This is a genomic window from Streptomyces sp. URMC 124 (assembly GCF_051386455.1).
Lineage (GTDB): Bacteria > Actinomycetota > Actinomycetes > Streptomycetales > Streptomycetaceae > Streptomyces.
In genome coordinates this window covers 17,616-35,129 of sequence record NZ_JBPQTS010000072.1, presented here as the reverse complement: position 1 = coordinate 35,129, position 17,514 = coordinate 17,616, and the positions used below count along the sequence as shown (strand labels likewise).

The following is a 17,514-nucleotide window of genomic DNA, read 5'->3' as shown; positions in this document are numbered from 1 at the left end:
CCGGGGGCCGGGCCCCGCCCGGCCCGGCTGACGGCCGCGGCCGCACTGACCGGCGTCGAGGGCGTGGCGCTCGCCGCCGCCGGTATCTACCTGCTGGTCATGGGCCTGCTCGGCAAGCCGGACAGCCCCCAGCAGGCCGAGACGGGCGGTCTGACCGTGCTCGCGCTGGCCGTGCTCCCACTGACGGCCGCGCGCGGGCTGTGGCTGCGCCGCCGGTGGAGCCGCGGGCCCGCCATGATCACGCAGATCATGGCGCTGCCGGTGGCCTGGACGCTCTACGTGGCCGGTGGGGCGATGGTCGCCGCCGCGGTGGCGCTGACCGCTGTGGCTTTGGGCACGCTTGTGCTGCTGGTGAACCCCACGGCGACCGAGGCGCTCGGGATCGGCCCGCGGGACTGAGGCCACGGGGCTCCGCCCCGGACCCCGGTCCTCCTGCGCGGGACGGCTCTGTCCTGCCTTCGGGTGCCTACTCCTCGATCAGCAGCCTGTCCCGCAGCTGGGCCAGCGTCCTCGCCAGCAGCCGTGACACGTGCATCTGCGAGATCCCGACCTCCTGGGCGATCTGGGACTGGGTCATGTTGCCGAAGAACCTCAGCAGCAGGATCTTCTTCTCCCGCGGCGGCAGGTCCTCCAGCAGTGGCTTGAGGGACTCGCGGTACTCGACGCCCTCCAGCGCCTCGTCCTCCGCGCCGAGGGTGTCCGCGACGGCCGGGGACTCGTCGTCCGTGTCGGGCACGTCCAGGGAGAGGGTGCTGTAGGCGTTGGCGGACTCCAGCCCCTCCAGCACCTCCTCCTCGGAGATCCCCAGGTGCTCGGCCAGCTCGTGGACGGTGGGGGCGCGGCCGTGCCGCTGGGAGAGCTCGGCGGTGGCCGTGGTCAGGGCCAGGCGCAGCTCCTGCAGCCGGCGCGGGACGCGGACCGCCCAGCCCTTGTCGCGGAAGTGCCGCTTGATCTCCCCGACGACCGTGGGGGTCGCGTACGTGGAGAACTCGACGCCGCGGTCGGGGTCGAAGCGGTCCACCGACTTGATCAGGCCGATGGTGGCGACCTGGGTGAGGTCGTCGAGCGGCTCCCCGCGGTTGCGGAAGCGCCGGGCCAGGTGCTCCACCAGCGGCAGGTGCATCCGCACGAGGTGGTTGCGCAGCTCGGCCCGCTCGGGCGAACCGTCCGGCAGCGCCCGCAGCTCGATGAACAGGGCCCGGGCACCACTGCGGTCCTGCGCGGTGGAGTGCCGGTGCTGGTGCTGGTCCATGTGGTCCGCCCGCTCTGGTGGGTCGCCCGCCTCGTCCGGCGCGGGATTCGCAGGATCGCCCGGCAGCTGTCGGGCGGGCTGCTGCGGGATGGCCGGGGTACGCACCCCCCGCGACGATGCAGTACTCACGGAGCCCCCTCTTCCGTCACGGCTGTCCGGGGCCGGCGCCGCGCTTCTTGTGCAGGCTGATGCTGACCGTACGGTCGTCGGCGACGGTCGAGTCGACCTCACCGGCCAGGGCGGAGAGCACCGTCCAGGCGAAGGTGTCGCGCTCGGGTGCGCGGCCGTCCGTGGTGGGCGCCGAGACGGTCACCCGCAGCGCGTCGCCCACCAGGCGGAAGACGCAGCTGAGAACGGAGCCGGGCACGGCTTGTTGCAGAAGGATCGCGCACGCCTCGTCCACCGCGATGCGCAAGTCCTCGATCTCGTCGAGGGTGAAGTCCAAGCGGGCCGCGAGACCGGCTGTCGCCGTTCGCAGCACCGACAGGTAGGCACCCGCAGCGGGCAGCCGGACTTCCACGAAGTCCTGGGTCCCGGGCTCGCCTGCGATTGGGGACACCCTCACCTCCAAGGTGGCACAAGCTTCTTGAGCTGTTACGAGCGCCGGCCCCCGCCCTCGGCCGCCCTTCGGTCGAAGGTCGCGCGCGGGCCGGTGCGGCACATGGTTCGGCTGCGACGCTATCGCGATCTGCGGGTCCGTGGAGCAGCCCCGCGACTGTCACTCATGGTAAACCCATGAGCACGGACAGTGGCTAGAGGCTTGCGGTCCCAAATCGAAAGAGCTGTCGCCTAGTTGGGATTTTCGTCACTCTGCGCGAGCGCCGCAAGGGTGCGGAGGGGTTCTCCGGACAAGCGGTAGGTGGTCCATTCGTCCATGGGTTCGGCCCCGAGGGATTTGTAGAACCCGATCGAGGGCGTGTTCCAGTCCAGCACTGACCATTCGAAACGCTGGTAGCCGCGGTCGGCGCAGATCCGGGCGAGGGTCGCGAGGAGCGCCTTGCCGTAGCCCCCGCCGCGCGCCTCGGGGCGCACGTAGAGATCCTCCAGCCAGACACCGTGCGTGCCCGTCCAGGTGGAGAAGTTGCGGAACCAGATCGCGAAGCCGACCGGCTCCGCCGTCACCGGCGCCCCACTGTCCCCAGGACCGCCCGTAGATCCGTCACTCTCCGCTATCAGTGCGAACGCCGCGGGGTGCTCCCCGAAGAGGGCCTCGTGCAGCTGTTCCTCGGTCGCCCGCGCGTCCTCCACCGACCGTTCGTACTCCGCGAGTTCGCGGATCATCGCGTGGAGGGCGGGCACGTCTGCGGGCGTCGCGGCTCGGATCATGCGTGCATGCTAGCGGGCGGCGTCAGACCAGCCGCTGGTCCACGTAGCACCAACGCCAGCTCTGGCCCGGCTCGAAGCTGCGCATCACGGCGTGTCCCGTCTCCCGGAAGTGGCCCGTGGCGTGCCGGTACGGCGAGGAGTCGCAGCACCCGACGTGGCCGCAGACCAGGCACAGCCGCAGCTGCACGGGGTGGCTGCCGGCCGCCTCGCACTCCGGGCACGTCGGGTGCACGGCGACGGGCTCGGGGCGCGGCAGCGCGGGAAGGTGCTGGCAGTCGCTCATGATTGCCAGATTAGATCGCACCGCCGACAAGCGAGCACGCGCACCGACGAGGGGACTGCCGGACCGATGGACGTCATGCCACTGCTGATGCTGGTCGCGGTGAGTGCCGCCCTCGCCGGCGCGGCGCGGCGCACCCCCGTACCCGCGCCCCTGCTGCTCGTGGCCGCGGGACTCGTCGCCTCCCAGATCCCCGGCGTGCCGGACTACACCCTCGACCCCGGCGTCGTCCTGCCCCTCCTGCTGCCGCCGCTGCTGCACACGGCCGCGCTCGACAGCTCCTACCTCGACCTGCGGGCCAACCTCCGGCCCGTCGCGCTGCTGTCCGTCGGCTACGTCCTCTTCGCGACCCTCGCCGTCGGCTACGCGATCTACCTCGTCGTGCCGGGCCTGCCGCCCACGGCCGCCCTCGTCCTCGGCGCCGTCATCGCCCCGCCCGACGCCGTCGCCGCCACCGCCATCGCCCGCCGCCTCGGCCTGCCCTCGCGCATCACCACCATCCTGCAGGGCGAGTCCCTCGTGAACGACGCGACCGCCATCACCGCCTACAAGGTGGCCCTCGCCGCCGCCCTCGGCACGGGCGCCACCTGGGGCGAGGGCATCACGGAGTTCGCCGTCGCCTCCCTCGGCGGCATCGGCGTCGGCCTGGCCCTCATGGTCCCGCTGCACTGGCTCCGCAAGCACCTGCGCGAACCCCTGCTGCAGAACACCCTCTCCCTGCTGATCCCCTTCGCCGCCTACGCCGCCGCCGAGGGGTTCCACGCCTCAGGGGTGCTCGCCGTCGTGGTCGTCGCCCTCTGGCTCGGACACCACTCCTGGCAGGTCGACTTCGCCACGCGGCTGCAGGAAGCCGCCGTGTGGAAAATGGTCTCCTTCGTCCTGGAGTCCGCCGTCTTCGCCCTCATCGGACTGCAGCTCCCCGTCGTGCTGCGCGGCCTCGACGCCTACGGGGCGGGGGCGGTCGCCTGGTACGCGGTCGCCGTCTTCCTCGCCGTCGTGGCGGCCCGCTTCGTCTGGGTCTACCCCGCGACGTTCCTGCCGCGCGCCCTGTCCGCGCGGATCCGCGAGCGGGAGACCGACACCACCTGGAAGAGCCCGCTCGTCGTCGGCTGGGCCGGCATGCGGGGCGTGGTCTCCCTCGCCATCGCCTTCTCCATCCCGGCCACCACGCACTCCGGGGAGCCCTTCCCCCACCTCGACCTCGTCCTGTTCCTCACCTTCACGACCGTCATCGGCACCCTCGTCGTCCAGGGGCTCACGCTCCCCCCGCTGATCCGCGCGCTGCGGCTGCCCGCGCGCGACAGCGCCGCGGACACCCTCGCCGAGGCGCAGGCCCAGAACGAGGCCTCCGTCGCCGCCGAGCGGCGCCTGGACGAACTCCTCGCCGACGAGAACAACGCCCTGCCGCCGCCGCTGGCCGACCGGCTCCGGGGCGTCATGGAGCGGCGGCGCAACGCGGTGTGGGAGCGGCTCGGGACGGTCAGTGCGGTGACGGGGGAGTCCGCCGACGACATCTACCGGCGGCTCTCCAGGGAGATGATCGGGGCCGAGCGGGAGGTCTTCGTCGCGTTGCGGGACCAGCGGCGGATCGACGACGAGATGCTGCGCACGCTGTTGCGGCGGCTGGACTTGGAAGAGGCCGCCGCGTACCGCGAGGAGGGCGGTGCGGCCTGACGTGCCGCCCGAAGGTCAGGGCGAGCCCGTGATGACCGCCGCCACCGTCGTTCCCCTGGGGAACGCTCCCTCCTCCGTCAGGGTCGTCAGGCCGTGCAGCATCTTCGCCACGTACAGGCGCTCCAGCGGCAGGCCGTGGCGGGCCGCGAAGTCGTCGGCGAAGGCGTCCAGCGCGGGTGACGTCTTCGCGTAGCCGCCGCAGTGGAAGCGCTCGTCGAGCCGCCACGCGCCGCGCCGCCCGCCGAACGCCTCGCCCTGCAGGCGCTCGGTCTCCGCGCCCAGGAAGCCGCCCTTGAGCACGGGGAAGCCGATCGCCCGCTGTCCCTCGCCCAGCCCGGCGGCCAGGCCGGCGAGCGTGCCGCCCGTGCCGCAGGCGACGCCGACGACGTCCGCCATGCCGCGCAGCTCGCGCCCGAGCTCCGCGCAGCCGAGCACGGCGGCGGCGTTGGAGCCGCCCTCGGGCACGACGAAGCAGTCGCCGCCCGCCTGCCCGGTCAGCCGGGCCAGCACCTCCGGCTCCGCCTTGCGGCGGTAGGTGGTGCGGTCGACGAACACCAGCCGCATGCCGGACGCGGCGCAGGAGCGCAGCGACGGGTTCAGCGGCCGGTCGGCGAGCTCCTCGCCGCGGACGACGCCGACGGTGGCGAAGCCGAGCAGGCGGCCCGCCGCGGCGGTGGCCCGCAGGTGGTTGGAGTAGGCGCCGCCGAACGTCAGCAGGGTGTGCCGGCCCTCTTCCGCCGCGGCCCGCAGATTGGGCGCGAGCTTGCGCCACTTGTTGCCGGGCAGCTCGGGGTGTATCAGGTCGTCCCGCTTGAGCAGCAGCCGTACGCCGTGCCGGGCGAACCGCTCGTCCGGGAGCTCCACGAGGGGGGACGGCAGCCGCGGCCGCAGGCCGGCGAGCCCGGCGCTGCCGGCGGCGGGGGGATGGCTGGTCACGCCCCCATTGTCGCGTGAGCGGGCGGGCGGGCCACGGGGAGCCTCACTTCAGCCGCTCGCGGACCCGCTCGCGCAGCCACTCCATGGAGAAGCCGACGGGGTCGGACTTGCCGGGACGCCACTCCAGGTGGCCGATGACGGACCGCTCGGTCCAGCCGTGGTGCCGGCAGATCGCGGCCGCCACCTGTTCGACGGCCAGCAGCTGGTCCTGCGGCCAGGGGTCCTCGCCGTCACCGCGGTTGACGCACTCGAAGCCGTAGAAGTGGACGTTCCCGTCGGTGTCCGCCCAGCGGACCGGCGGCAGCCGCTTCTCGGCGATCACCGCCTCCAGGACGTCGCCGTCGCCGCCCCCGGCGTGGTTGGCGCGCCCGCAGCCGACGAGGTGGATCGCGCCGTCCTTGGCGATGACCCCGTGGCACAGGGGGCCCGGCAGCTCGTCGTAGCCGTTCCAGCACAGGCGCACGGTGCTGTCGGTGCCGGACGTGGCGGAGTGGTGGATCATCACGCCGTTGACCGGCCCCCAGGGGCCGTGCCCGGCCCGGTTGTGGTTGCGCCAGCCCTCCACTTCGACGACGGTGGCGCCCTCGCGTCTGAGCGCGGCCAGGAACTCGTTCGCGGACATGGGTGGGGCCATGCCGCCCTCCTTCGGTTCGTCAGGTGGCGTACGCCGGTCGCGTAGGCCGAATGACCCCCTTGTACCCAAAAGTTCGCAGGTGGGCCGGGCGTTCGGATATCGTGCGAGCCGATCCGGCCGTTGGCCGAATATCCCACCGATCGCATCGTCGACAGCGTCGTCGACACGGAAGTACGGACCAAGGACTGTGGACTACCAGGCCGTCCTCGAAGAGGTCACCGCCTTCGCCCGCCCGCTCGTCGGCCGTGGCCAGGTGGCCGACTACATCCCCGCCCTCGCCGAAGTGGACGTCAACCAGTTCGGCATGGCCGTCGCGGACGTCGACGGCGGCGTGTACGGCATCGGCGACTGGGAGAAGCCCTTCTCCGTGCAGTCCATCTCCAAGGCCTTCAGCCTGGCGCTCGTGCTGGCCGAGGGCGGCGGGAAGATCTGGGAGCGGGTCGGAACGGAACCGTCCGGAAATCCCTTCAACTCGCTGGTCCAACTCGAATACGAGAACGGCATCCCGCGCAATCCGTTCATCAACGCGGGCGCGCTCGTCGTCACCGACCGGCTGCAGACGCTCACCGGCGACGCCAGCACCACCATGCTGGAGTTCCTGCGCGCCGAGAGCGGCAACCCGGATGTGGCCTTCGACCCCGCCGTCGCCGCCTCCGAGACCGAGCACGGCGACCGCAACGCCGCCCTCGCGCACTTCATGGCCAGCTACGGCAACCTCGACAACCCCGTGCCCACCGTCCTGGAGCACTACTTCTGGCAGTGCTCCATCGAGATGAGCTGCCGCGACCTCGCTCGCGCGGGCAGCTTCCTGGCCCGCCACGGGCTGCGGGCCGACGGCTCGCGGCTGCTGCCGCGGCGCGAGGCGAAGCAGGTCAACGCCGTCATGCTCACGTGCGGTACGTACGACGCGGCCGGGGACTTCGCCTACCGCGTGGGCCTGCCGGGCAAGAGCGGCGTCGGGGGCGGCATCGTCGCCGTGATACCGGGACGGTGCACGCTGTGCGTGTGGAGCCCCGGGCTCGACGCGCGGGGCAACTCCGTCGCCGGGGTCGCTGCGCTGGACCACTTCACGACCTTGACCGGGTGGTCGGTGTTTTAGACGCTACGCCGGGTGCGTGTCGGCCGGCTGCGGGTCGTGTGTGGCTGGTCGCGCAGTTCCCCGCGCCTCTTACGGGGCGCGGTTCCTTACGGGCAGCGGATGACCTGGCCCGCGTAGGAGAGGTTGCCGCCGAAGCCGAAGAGCAGGATCGGGGCGCCCGACGGCACCTCCGCGCGCTCGACCAGCTTGGAGAGCGCGAGCGGAATGCTCGCGGCGGAGGTGTTGCCCGACTCGGTGACGTCCGTCGCGACGATCGCGTTGACCGCCCCGAGCTTGCGGGCGACCGGCTCGATGATCCGCAGGTTGGCCTGGTGCAGGACGACCGCGGCGAGGTCCTCCGGCGCGATGCCGGCCCGCTCGCAGACCCGGCGGGCGATGGGCGGCAGCTGCGTGGTGGCCCAGCGGTAGACCGACTGGCCCTCCTGGGAGAAGCGGGAGGGCGTGCCCTCGATCCGCACGGCGTGCCCCATGCCGGGCACCGAGCCCCACACGACCGGCCCGATCTCGGGCTCGACCGAGGCCGTGACGACGGCGGCGCCCGCCCCGTCGCCGGTCAGGACGCACGTCGTCCGGTCGGTCCAGTCGGTCACGGAGGTGAACTTCTCCACGCCGATGACCAGGGCGTTCGTCGCGGCGCCGGCCCGGATGGCGTGGTCGGCGCTGGCCAGCGCGTGGGTGAAGCCGGAGCAGACGACGTTGACGTCCATGGTGGCGGGCGTGGCGAGGCCCAGCGCGGCCGCGACGCGGGCGGCCGTGTTCGGGCTGCGGTCGTCGGCCGTGCAGGTGGCGACGAGGACGAGGTCGATCTCGTCCGCCGCGAGCCCGCTGTGGGCCAGCGCCTTGCCGGCGGCCTCGGCCGCCATGTCGGCGACCGTCTCGTCGGGCGCGGCGACCCGGCGGGTGCGGATGCCGACGCGGGAGCGGATCCACTCGTCGCTGGTGTCGACCATGGTCGCCAGCTCGTCGTTGGTCAGCACCCGGGCGGGCTGGTAGTGGCCGAGGGCGAGGACGCGGGACCCGGTCATCGGCGGTTCCTCCTGCGAGGGCTGGCGGGGTGGTACGAAGGAAAGTGCGGGGCGAAGGCGTACGGACGGGACGGACCCGGACGTACGAGACCGGTGTCGGGACCCCGCGTACGGATATCCGTACGGAATTCACAGTCTTGACGCTGCACGCCCGCAACCGGGTATGTGATCCGCCCAATGTTCTGCCTGGATAACTGGCACAACCCGCAGGGCCCGGCCGCTGCGGCGGCCGGGCCCTGTCCCCCCTGTGGTGATCTGTGACATTGCCGGCGCCGCTGGGTGCCGCACCGGCCACGCTCCGGCGTCAGCGCAGTGAGAGCGCCTTGCGGATCGTCGTGAACAGCTGCGTCTGGTCGGTGACCCCGAGGACGCGCTCCGCCTGCGGGCCCTGGGCGGCGATGCGCACCTGGGTGCCGGTGTGCTCCTGCGCCTTGCCCGGGGTGTTGGTGGAGTAGTTGACCTTGAGCTTGCCGCCCTCGTCGGTGACCAGCGTGGAGGACAGGCCGGGCGGGGTGGCCTCCAGCGGGACGATCTGGCTGGTGTGGCCGTGGTCGGCGGTGGTGACGACCAGGGTGTCCGGGTGCTGCGCCGCGTAGTCGCGGGCGACCTTGACGGCGCGGTCGAGGGCCGCGGTCTCGCCGATCTGGCCGCACGGGTCGGCGGCGTGGTCGCGCTTGTCGATCGAGGCGCCCTCGACCTGCAGGAAGAAGCCCTTCTTGGACCCGGAGCCCTTCTGCTTGGCCTCCAGGAGCTGCAGCGCCTTGCGGGTCTGGTTCTCCAGGCTCGGGGTGCCGGCCTTGCGCTCGGGGTTGTTCGTCACGCAGCGCTGCGGCTCGGTGCCGCCCTGGGCGGCGGCCTTGCCCGTCCACTCGACGGGCACGTTGCCGTCGGCGAACAGGCCCAGCACCGGCTTGCCGGGCTTGACGGACTTCAGGGCCTTGTCGTCGGTGACGACCTGGTAGCCGAGCTGCCGGGCCTGCTCGGTCACGGTCCGGCCCGCGAAGCGGCCCTCGGTGATCTTCTGGTCGAAGCGGGCCTTGCCGCCGCCCAGCAGCACGTCCACCTTGTGGTTCACGCTCTGCTCGGCGATCGAGCCGGGTCCGCCCTTGGCGACGGTGTCGTTCGGGCAGGCCTTCATGTCGGCCGGGCCCGCGCAGCTGCGGTCGGTGGCGTGCGAGGCGAGGACGGCGGGGGTGGCGTCGGTGAGCTCGGCGGTGGTGACGCTGCCGGTCGCCAGTCCGTTCTTCTGGGCCAGCTCCAGGATGGTGGGCATGGCCTTGTCGGTGCCGGGGGACTTGGATATCCGGCCGTTGACCGTCTTCTGCCCGGTGGCCCAGCCGGTGCCGCTGGCCGCGGAGTCCGTCACGTAGTCCGGCTTGCCGTCCTTGTCGACGGAGTACGTCGTGTACGAGCCGGTGAGCGGGAACTTGTCCATGTTCAGCCGGCCGGCCGCGCCCACGGTGTAGTCGCGGGCCAGGGTGATCTCCGAGTCGCCCATGCCGTCACCGATGAGCAGGATGACGTTCTTGGCCTTCGCGGCGCCGTGGCCCGCGCCGAGCGCGGGGACGTCCGAGCCGCCGCCCGCCCCGGAAGCGGCGGCCGCGGCCGGTACCGCGGCGCCGGCGGCGAGCAGTGCGGCGGCGCCCCAGGCGAGACGACGCCGGTGCGGACGAGAACCCATGGTTTTTCCTCCTCGTAGGCCGGGCGGGATGTCCGGCCGGGGGAAGCTCACCAGGGGCGGGTGTACCGGAGGAGTCGTACAGGTGTCCTGTGGTTCACCGGGGGTTGTCGGCCGGTTGATCATCCGCCTTCGCGGCTCGGCCGTCGGCCACGGCTTGACCGTCGGCCTTCATGGCCTTCGCCTCGCTCTTGAGGATGCGCATGGACTTGCCGAGCGCGCGGGCGGTGTCGGGCAGCTTCCGCGACCCGAACAGGACGACCATCACGAGCACCACCACGAGGATGTGCCAGGGCTCCAGGGCATTGCGCAGCATGATCGGCGCACCTCTCTCTTCCGCTCGCTTCCGTAACCGTTGCGGTCACCATACTTGCCAGATTGCGCAACTGGACAACCAAAGTGGCTGCCCGGCCGTCTATCGGGGTGAGGTGGCGAGGAGCCGGGCACACGCCGGGGAACGGCCGGCCGGGGGAATGGATGAGGGCTCGCGGATGAGTGGCAGCCGAGGGAGCGGGACGCATCACCGGATGCGGACGGCGACGCTCGTGGTGATGGCGTTCGTGGTGCTGCTGGCCGCGGGTGCCGGCTGGCTCTACCTGCGGCTGAACGGCAACATCAGCACGTTCGACGCGGACGGGCTGTCCAAGAACCGTCCGGGCGCCGGGGCCGCCGGGCAGAACGTCCTGGTCATCGGCTCGGACTCGCGCGCCGGGGGCAACAGCGGCCTGGGCGGGGGCGAGGGCGACGTCGGCCGCTCCGACACCGCCTTCCTGCTGCACGTGTACCGCGATCGCGAGCACGCCATTGCCGTGTCGATCCCGCGGGACACGCTCGTGGACATCCCGCCGTGCCGGCGCCCCGACGGCAGTTGGACGTCCGGCCGGACGCGGGCGATGTTCAACTCCGCCTTCTCGGTGGGGGAGTCGTCGAAGGGCAACCCGGCCTGCACGCAGAACACCGTGGAGAAGCTCACCGGGCTGCGCGTCGACCACACCGTCGTCGTCGACTTCGAGGGCTTCTCCGCGATGACCTCGGCCGTCGGCGGGGTGGAGGTGTGCCTGCCCAAGGACGTTTACCAGGGCGACCTCGACCCGCACCGCGGCTCGCGCGGCGGGCTGCTGTTCCCCAAGGGGCAGCAGACGGTCTCCGGGCAGAAGGCCCTGGACTACGTGCGCGTGCGGCACGGCATCGGCGACGGCTCCGACATCGGCCGCATCCAGCGCCAGCAGGCCTTCCTCGCCGGCCTGGTCAAGAAGGTGCGGGCGCAGGGCTTCAACCCCGCCACGCTGCTGCCGCTGGCCGACGCCGCCACGCGGTCGATGACCGTCGACCCGGGGCTGGGCTCGGCCGACAAGCTGCTGTCCTTCGCGATGTCGCTCAAGGACATCGGCCTGCACGACATCAAGTTCATCACCGTCCCCTGGCGCTACCAGGGGGACCGCGTCGACATCGTCCGGCCCGAGGCCGACGCGCTGTGGGCCTCGCTGAGAGCGGACCGCACCATCGACGGCAAGGACGCGGGCGGCGACCGCCCGAAGGCCGCCCGGTCGGCGGCCCCGGCTCCGGCACCGGCTTCCCCGGCCCCGCCCTCGCCGGAGGCGGTCTCCGGCGAGGGCGTGAGCGTCTCGGTTGCCAACGGCACCAGGGTGACGGGGCTCGCGGCGCGGGCCGCCGCCGCCCTCGAACAGCACGGGTTCACGGTCGGGGACACCGGCAACGCCGAGGTCCGCAACGCGGGCATCACCGTGATCGAGTTCGGTCCGGGGCGGGCGGCGGAGGCGCGGACGGTGGCCAGGCTCTTCCCCGGGGCGTACATCCGGGGCGTGGCGGCCGACGGGATCACGGTGACCGTGGGTCGCGACTACGCGTCCGCGAGCGCCGTCGGGGCCGCCTCGGGCGTCGCGTCCGGGAGCGCGTCCGGGAGTGCTTCCGCGGGTGGGTCCGGCGGCGCCGGGCCGTCCGTGTCGCCCTCCGCCCCGGCGCCCGGCACCCTCTCCACCGACGTCGCCGCCACGGCCCGGTCGGCGGACGACGACCCCTGCGCGAACCTCTCGTACGGATGAGCCGGGGGAGACGGGGGAACCCGATGACTGGTTAATCCGTTTTGGGAGTAAATTTCGCTATAGGTAGGAAATCGACCTCGATCCGAGGAGCAACGCCATGCCCGCCACCCCCCGGGCGCTTCCCAGGCCGCTGCTGGTCCTGATCGCCGCCCTGATCGCGCTGGCCGGCACGGCGCTCTACGCCCCCGCCCCCTCCGCACACGCCGCGACCGGCATCGACACCGTCGCCGAGGCACTGCGCAAGAGCCCGGTCTACGTCGACCCGCGCGCCGCCGGGCAGCTCCCGGCGGCCGACGCCGACGCCCTGGCCAAGAAGATCGAGGACGCGGGGAAGCCGGTCTTCGTGGCCGTCCTGCCCGACAGCCCGGAGTTCCCGAAGGCCACCGTCTTCCAGGACCTGCGCACCAAGGTCGGCATCGCCGGCGTCTACGCCATCCGGCTCGGCGACGCCTTCAACGCCCACGCCGACTCCCGGGTGATGTCCCGCAACGCGGTCGGCAACCTCGTCGGCTCCGTCCAGCGCACCGGCGGCGACGCCAAGACCATGCTGGGCGCCTTCGTCGACCAGGCCGACCGGCAGGCCCGGGGCCGGGCCCCGAGCTCCTGGGACGGCGCGGATTCCGGCGTCGGCGCCACGGGGCTGATCACCGGCGGCGCGATTGTCGTCGCGGGCGGCGCGGGCGCGTACGCCCTCTACCGGCGCAACAAGCGCAAGCGCGAGGAGCGCGAGCGGGCCGAGCTCGACGCCCTGCGCGTCGTCGTCGACGAGGACATCACCGCCTTCGGCGAGGAGCTCGACCGGCTCGACTTCCACCCCTCCGAGCCCGGCGCCGACGACGCCATGCGGCGCGACTACGAGGAAGCCCTCGACGCCTACGAGGAGGCCAAGTCGAAGATGGCCGCCGTGGCGCACCCCGAGGACGTCACCGCCGTCACCGCCACCCTCGACAAGGGCCGCTTCGCCCTCGCCACCCTCGCCGCCCGCCGCACCGGCTCCCCCCTGCCCGAACGCCGCGTGCCCTGCTTCTTCGACCCGCGCCACGGCCCGTCCGTCCGGGACGTCGCATGGGCGCCCCCGGGCGGCGCGCCGCGCACCGTGCCCGCCTGCGCGGCCGACGCGGCCAGGGTGGCCGAGGGCGAAGAACCCCTGTCCCGCACGGTGCAGACCGCCGACGGCCGGCAGCCCTACTGGAACGCCGGCCCCGCCTACGCCCCCTGGGCCGGCGGCTACTTCGGCGGCGGCCTCCTGCCCGGCCTCCTCGTCGGCACCATGCTGGGCGGCATGCTCTCCGGACCGGCCTACGCGGCCCCGGCCGACACCGGCCCCGACGGCGGCGACTACACCGGCAGCGACTTCGACTCCGGCGACTTCGGCGGCGGAGGCTGGGGCGGCGGAGGCGGCGGCTTCGGGGGCGACGGCGGAGGGTTCGGCGGCGGCGACTGGTGAGCGCACGCCGCGGGGCCGCGGACCGGCCGCCTCCGGAGCAGGGCGGCCGTCCGCGGCCGAGAAGGGGCGCGGACCGGCGGTCGGGCCCGGCCGCAGAGCGTACGGGCCCCACCCCCGTGTGCCGCCGGTACGCGCCCGGTGGGCCTGAGTGCCGGGGAGGACACACCGAGCATGCTCGCACCCCGGTGCTGAAGCCGCGCTGAGGATTCCTTAAGGGGACTTCAGGCAGCGGGCCCGCGGTCCGGGCCATGCTGAAGACATGCGAATACTGGTGGTGGAGGACGACCGGCGGCTCGCGGAACTCCTGCGCCGCGGCCTGGTCGCCGAAGGGTTCGCGGTGGAGGTCGCGCACGACGGGCACACCGGCCTGCACCTGGCGGCCGAGGACGCGTACGACGTGGTCGTGCTCGACGTCATGCTGCCCGGTCTCAACGGCTACCGCGTGTGCGCCCGGCTGCGCGAGGCCGGCGTCTGGACGCCGGTGCTCATGCTCACCGCGAAGGACGGCGAGTACGACGAGGCCGAGGGCCTGGACACGGGCGCCGACGACTACGTGACCAAACCCTTCTCCTACGTGGCCCTCGTCGCCCGGCTGCGCGCGCTGGTGCGCCGCGGCAGGCCCGAACGGCCCGCACTGCTGCGCGTCGGCGACCTGCAGATCGACCCCGCGAGCCGCTGCGTCCGGCGCGGTGCCGTCGATCTCCCCCTCACCGCGCGGGAGTTCGCGGTCCTGGAGTACCTCGCCCGGCGCGACGGCGAGGTCGTCGCCAAGGCCGAGATCCTCGCCCACGTGTGGGACGAGGCCTTCCAGGGCGACGTCAACATCGTGGAGGTGCACGTCAGCGCGTTGCGCCGGAAGATCGACGCGCCGTTCGGGCGCCACACCATCCAGACCGTGCGCGGCGTGGGCTACCGGCTGGCGGCCGACGCCCCCACCGGGTGAAGCGGGTGCGGCGGGCGAAGCGGGCCGGCCGCGTGCGCGCGCTGCTGCGGCCCGCCTCCATCCGGGGCCGGCTGACGTGGCTCGTGGCCGTGTCGGCCCTGATCCCGCTGATCGCCGGCGCGGCGCTGGCGGCGGGGTCGCTGCGCGACTACCTGTCGCGGGAGGCCCGCGACTACACGGTCAAGACGGTGGCCACCGTCCCCCGGCTGGCCGACGGCGACCCGGACGCCCAGCTCTTCTACGCGGCCGACAAGCTCCGCGACGACCCCCGCCTGGAGGTGTCCACGGGCGTCCGCCCCGCCCCGCCGCGCTGGGACCCCGGCCCCGACCTGCCCGACCACGAACCCTCGCACGGCGACGCCCTGTTGTCGCTGTGGCCCTGGACCGACCCCGGCAGCCGGAGCCCCAGCCTCGACTACGTCCAGGCCGGCACCGAGGGCCGCTACCTGCACGTCGCCAACCGGCTCCAGGTCGAGCAGCGCCGCCTGAACCACATGGTCCGGCTGCTCGCCGCCGCCGTGCTGCTGGTGACCGCCGCGCTCGCGGGTGCGACGTGGTTCGTGGCCGGGCGGGTGCTGCGCCCCGTGGAGGCCATCCGCACCCAGTTCGCCGAGCTCACCGCGCACCACCTGGAGCGCCGGGTGCCCGTGCCCCGCACGCGCGACGAAGTGGCCCGGCTGGCCGCCACGATGAACAGCACCCTCGACCAGCTGCAGGCGGCCGTCGACCAGCAGCGCCGGTTCGTCGGGGACGCCTCGCACGAACTGCGCAGCCCGCTCGCCGCCCTGCGCGCCGAGCTGGAGATCGCCCTCGCCCACCCGGGGGACGCCGAGTGGACGGCGGTCGCCGAGGCGGCCCTCGGGGACACCCGGCGGCTGCAGAGCATCACGTCCGACCTGCTGCTCCTCGCCCGGCTGGACGCGACCGGCGCCGAAGGGCTGCCGGGAGTCCAGCCCGTCGACCTCGCCGCCCTGGTCCGCGAGGAGGTCCGGCGCCGCCCGCAAGGGCGGCGTGCCCTGGAGGTCCGCATCGAGGGCACGGACCCCGTCGTCGTGCCCGGCCGTCACACGCTCATCGCCCGCCTCCTGGGCAACCTCCTCGACAACGCCGACCGGCACGCCGCCCACACCGTCACCGTCCGCCTCGGCCCCGGCCACGACGCCGGGAGGCGGGTCGCGGTCCTGCACGTCGAGGACGACGGCCCGGGCATCCACCCGGACGACCGGCAGCGCGTCTTCGAACGCTTCACCCGCCTCGACGACGCCCGTACGCGCGCGACGGGCGGCACGGGCCTCGGCCTCGCCATCGCCCACCACATCGCGACCGTCCACCACGGAACCCTGGAGGTCACCGACAGTCCGCGCGGCGCCCGCTTCACCACCACGCTGCCGTCCGCGGAGCCGTGCCCCAAGATCTAAGTCATGGCGCAGGAACCCCCGACACAGTTGAATATGCGCACACACATCCGACATCGGGGGGTTCATGTTCGACATCGTCATCCTCGCGCTGCCCGCACTCATGGCGGCGGGCGGCCTCGCCGGCATGGTGTGGGCGGCGATGCGGATGCGGCGGCTGCGCGCCGCGTGGCGCAGCGGCATCGAGGTGCAGGGGCGCTGCCTGCGCCTGTACGCGACGACGGTCACGCGCCGGCAGGGCGCGCACCGGTCGTCCTCGACCACGCTGCACCACGTCTACGAGTTCACCGACGGGGACGGGCGGCAGCGGCGGTTCGAGGAGGCGGGCGGGTCGGCGACGGTCATCGAGGGGGACACCGTCGTCGTCCGCTACCCGCAGGGCCGCCCGGACCGGGCCACGGCCATTCCGCCCGGCGACACCAGGACGCGGGTGGGCATGGGGATCCTGCTGGTCTTCCTGTCCTTCTTCGTGGCCGGGTGCGTGGGCTTCGGGATCTTTTACCTGAGCGTCTTCAAGCCCGCGAAGGACGAGGTCACGGAGCGGATCAAGGAGCCGTGGCCGTCGGCTCCCGCGTCGGCCCCTCCGGTGACGCCGCCGGCCCTGCCGACCCCGCCGGACGGCCCGTCGGGCGACCTTCCGACGGGTTTCCCGAGCGGGTTCCCCACGGGCTTTCCCACCGGCTTCCCGAGCGGGTTCCCCTCCGGCCCGCCCAAGGGGTTCCCCACCGGGCCGCCCGGCGGTTTCCCCGAGGCCCCGTCCTCCGGCGGCCTCAGCCGGTGACGTCCCGGCCGCTGACGGCCCCGCCGGTGACCTGCGCCAGGACCCGGCCGAACGCCCGCAGCCGCTCCGTCTCCGCGGCCGGCCGCCGCACCAGACCCAGGGCGGAGGCGGGCAGGCCCGTCACCGGGACGAACGCGACGTCGCGGCGCCCGTGGTAGTCGGCCGTCGGCCGGCACAACAGCATCCCGGCGCGCCCGGCGGCGGTCAGGGTGATGCCTTCCTGCAAGGTCGTCACCTCCGGGCCGCGCGGCACCGGGCGCCCGCCGGGCGTGACCACGGGGGCCTGGGCCTCGCGCCAGTACGCCGGGGCGGGGCCCGCGGGAACGACGAGCGGGCAGTCCGCGAGCTCCTCCGCGCCGATCCCGGCACGGCCCGCGAAGGGATGCCGGACGGACACCGCCAGCGTCTGCTGCCGGCGGGAGAAGACCGGCCCCACGGCCAGGTCCGGCTCCTCCGCGGGCAACAGCACCACCGCCGCGTCCACTTCACCGGCGCGAACGGCGCCGAACGGGTCGCTCAGCGGGATCTCCACGAGCTCGACCACGCACCCCGGCCGGCGCTCCTCGAACGTGGCGACGGCCTCCATCACCCCGCCGTCCGCCGTGCCCTGGAAGCCGATCCGCAGGACGCCCTCGACGCCGCGGGCCGCGGCCCGGGCCTCGTCCACCACGCCCGCGAGCGCCCCGTACGCGGGCCGCAGCCCGGCCAGGAACCGCTCGCCGAGCGGCGTGAGGGCCACGCGGCGGCTGGTGCGGTCGAACAGCCGCGCGCCGATGCGGCCTTCGAGGGAGCACAGGAGCTGGCTGACGCGGCCCTGCGACACGTACAGCCGCTCGCCGGCCCGGCCGAAGTGCAGTTCCTCGGCGAGGACGAGGAAGCACTCGAGCTCCCGCAGGTCCGCGCCCACGCTCACGCCCGTCCCTGCGCCCCTGCTCACGTTCCGCCCCCGCCGATCGATCAA

Annotated in this window: 18 protein-coding genes; 8 read left to right on the top strand and 10 right to left on the bottom strand. The window is 73.5% G+C overall.

All coding sequences use genetic code 11. The features are described 5' to 3' along the window. Positions 1-399, top strand: a 399-nt coding sequence (locus ACSNOG_RS17095) for a hypothetical protein (protein ID WP_436753493.1), incomplete at its 5' end; no start/stop codon positions are given. A gap of 67 nt (positions 400-466) precedes the next feature. On the opposite strand, the gene ACSNOG_RS17090 is transcribed toward ACSNOG_RS17095, so the two are convergent. The 4 genes from ACSNOG_RS17090 to ACSNOG_RS17075 all read right to left on the bottom strand — a co-directional run bounded on the left by ACSNOG_RS17090 (position 467) and on the right by ACSNOG_RS17075 (position 2,861). Further along, on the bottom strand, positions 467-1,342 hold the full coding sequence (locus ACSNOG_RS17090; RefSeq protein ID WP_436753496.1) for an RNA polymerase sigma factor SigF: 876 nt from the start codon (positions 1,340-1,342) through the stop codon (positions 467-469). Positions 1,343-1,397: 55 nt separating this feature from the next. Beyond that, positions 1,398-1,811 (bottom strand): anti-sigma regulatory factor, encoded by a 414-nt coding sequence (locus ACSNOG_RS17085; RefSeq protein ID WP_030366270.1) that lies wholly within the window; start codon positions 1,809-1,811, stop codon positions 1,398-1,400. A 230-nt stretch (positions 1,812-2,041) separates the two neighbouring features. Next, positions 2,042-2,578: an N-acetyltransferase family protein gene (locus ACSNOG_RS17080; protein WP_436753492.1), complete on the bottom strand. Its 537-nt coding sequence runs from the start codon at positions 2,576-2,578 to the stop codon at positions 2,042-2,044. 22 nt (positions 2,579-2,600) lie between these two features. Continuing rightward, a complete protein-coding gene (locus ACSNOG_RS17075) occupies positions 2,601-2,861 on the bottom strand; it encodes a UBP-type zinc finger domain-containing protein (RefSeq protein ID WP_436753491.1) in 261 nt (86 codons plus the stop codon). Between the two features lie 66 nt (positions 2,862-2,927). Here ACSNOG_RS17075 and ACSNOG_RS17070 point away from each other — a divergent pair, with 66 nt between their 5' ends. After that, a complete protein-coding gene (locus ACSNOG_RS17070) occupies positions 2,928-4,532 on the top strand; it encodes a Na+/H+ antiporter (protein WP_436753490.1) in 1,605 nt (534 codons plus the stop codon). Positions 4,533-4,547: 15 nt separating this feature from the next. On the opposite strand, the gene ACSNOG_RS17065 is transcribed toward ACSNOG_RS17070, so the two are convergent. Then, entirely contained in the window at positions 4,548-5,468 is a 921-nt protein-coding gene (locus ACSNOG_RS17065; protein WP_436753489.1) for a 1-aminocyclopropane-1-carboxylate deaminase/D-cysteine desulfhydrase, read from the bottom strand. Between the two features lie 43 nt (positions 5,469-5,511). After that, positions 5,512-6,102, bottom strand: coding sequence for an N-acetylmuramoyl-L-alanine amidase (locus ACSNOG_RS17060; RefSeq protein WP_436753488.1), 591 nt, complete (start codon positions 6,100-6,102; stop codon positions 5,512-5,514). Positions 6,103-6,289: 187 nt separating this feature from the next. Between ACSNOG_RS17060 and ACSNOG_RS17055 the strand changes: the two genes are divergently transcribed. After that, entirely contained in the window at positions 6,290-7,201 is a 912-nt protein-coding gene (locus tag ACSNOG_RS17055; protein ID WP_436753487.1) for a glutaminase, read from the top strand. An 86-nt stretch (positions 7,202-7,287) separates the two neighbouring features. Here ACSNOG_RS17055 and ACSNOG_RS17050 read toward each other — a convergent pair whose 3' ends face one another. The 3 genes from ACSNOG_RS17050 to tatA form a co-directional block, all read right to left on the bottom strand. Continuing rightward, complete coding sequence (locus tag ACSNOG_RS17050) at positions 7,288-8,226, bottom strand: beta-ketoacyl-ACP synthase III (RefSeq protein WP_436753486.1); 939 nt, start codon at positions 8,224-8,226, stop codon at positions 7,288-7,290. 304 nt (positions 8,227-8,530) lie between these two features. After that, positions 8,531-9,907, bottom strand: coding sequence for an alkaline phosphatase (locus ACSNOG_RS17045; protein ID WP_436753485.1), 1,377 nt, complete (start codon positions 9,905-9,907; stop codon positions 8,531-8,533). Positions 9,908-10,001: 94 nt separating this feature from the next. Next, positions 10,002-10,220, bottom strand: a complete 219-nt coding sequence (tatA, locus tag ACSNOG_RS17040) for a Sec-independent protein translocase subunit TatA (protein ID WP_436753484.1) — start codon at positions 10,218-10,220, stop codon at positions 10,002-10,004. 211 nt (positions 10,221-10,431) lie between these two features. Here tatA and ACSNOG_RS17035 point away from each other — a divergent pair, with 211 nt between their 5' ends. The 5 genes from ACSNOG_RS17035 to ACSNOG_RS17015 all read left to right on the top strand — a co-directional run bounded on the left by ACSNOG_RS17035 (position 10,432) and on the right by ACSNOG_RS17015 (position 16,553). After that, entirely contained in the window at positions 10,432-11,967 is a 1,536-nt protein-coding gene (locus ACSNOG_RS17035; RefSeq protein ID WP_436753483.1) for an LCP family protein, read from the top strand. 97 nt (positions 11,968-12,064) lie between these two features. Then, a complete protein-coding gene (locus ACSNOG_RS17030) occupies positions 12,065-13,414 on the top strand; it encodes a hypothetical protein (RefSeq protein WP_436753482.1) in 1,350 nt (449 codons plus the stop codon). Between the two features lie 259 nt (positions 13,415-13,673). After that, a complete protein-coding gene (locus ACSNOG_RS17025; protein WP_436753481.1) occupies positions 13,674-14,357 on the top strand; it encodes a response regulator transcription factor in 684 nt (227 codons plus the stop codon). Positions 14,358-14,362: 5 nt separating this feature from the next. After that, positions 14,363-15,775 (top strand): sensor histidine kinase, encoded by a 1,413-nt coding sequence (locus ACSNOG_RS17020; protein ID WP_436753480.1) that lies wholly within the window; start codon positions 14,363-14,365, stop codon positions 15,773-15,775. 64 nt (positions 15,776-15,839) lie between these two features. Then, positions 15,840-16,553 (top strand): hypothetical protein, encoded by a 714-nt coding sequence (locus ACSNOG_RS17015; RefSeq protein WP_436753479.1) that lies wholly within the window; start codon positions 15,840-15,842, stop codon positions 16,551-16,553. Here the strand turns inward: ACSNOG_RS17015 and ACSNOG_RS17010 are convergent. Further along, complete coding sequence (locus tag ACSNOG_RS17010; RefSeq protein WP_436753478.1) at positions 16,543-17,490, bottom strand: LysR substrate-binding domain-containing protein; 948 nt, start codon at positions 17,488-17,490, stop codon at positions 16,543-16,545. The two genes, ACSNOG_RS17015 and ACSNOG_RS17010, sit on opposite strands and share 11 nt — an antisense overlap. Between the last annotated feature and the right edge of the window lie 24 nt (positions 17,491-17,514).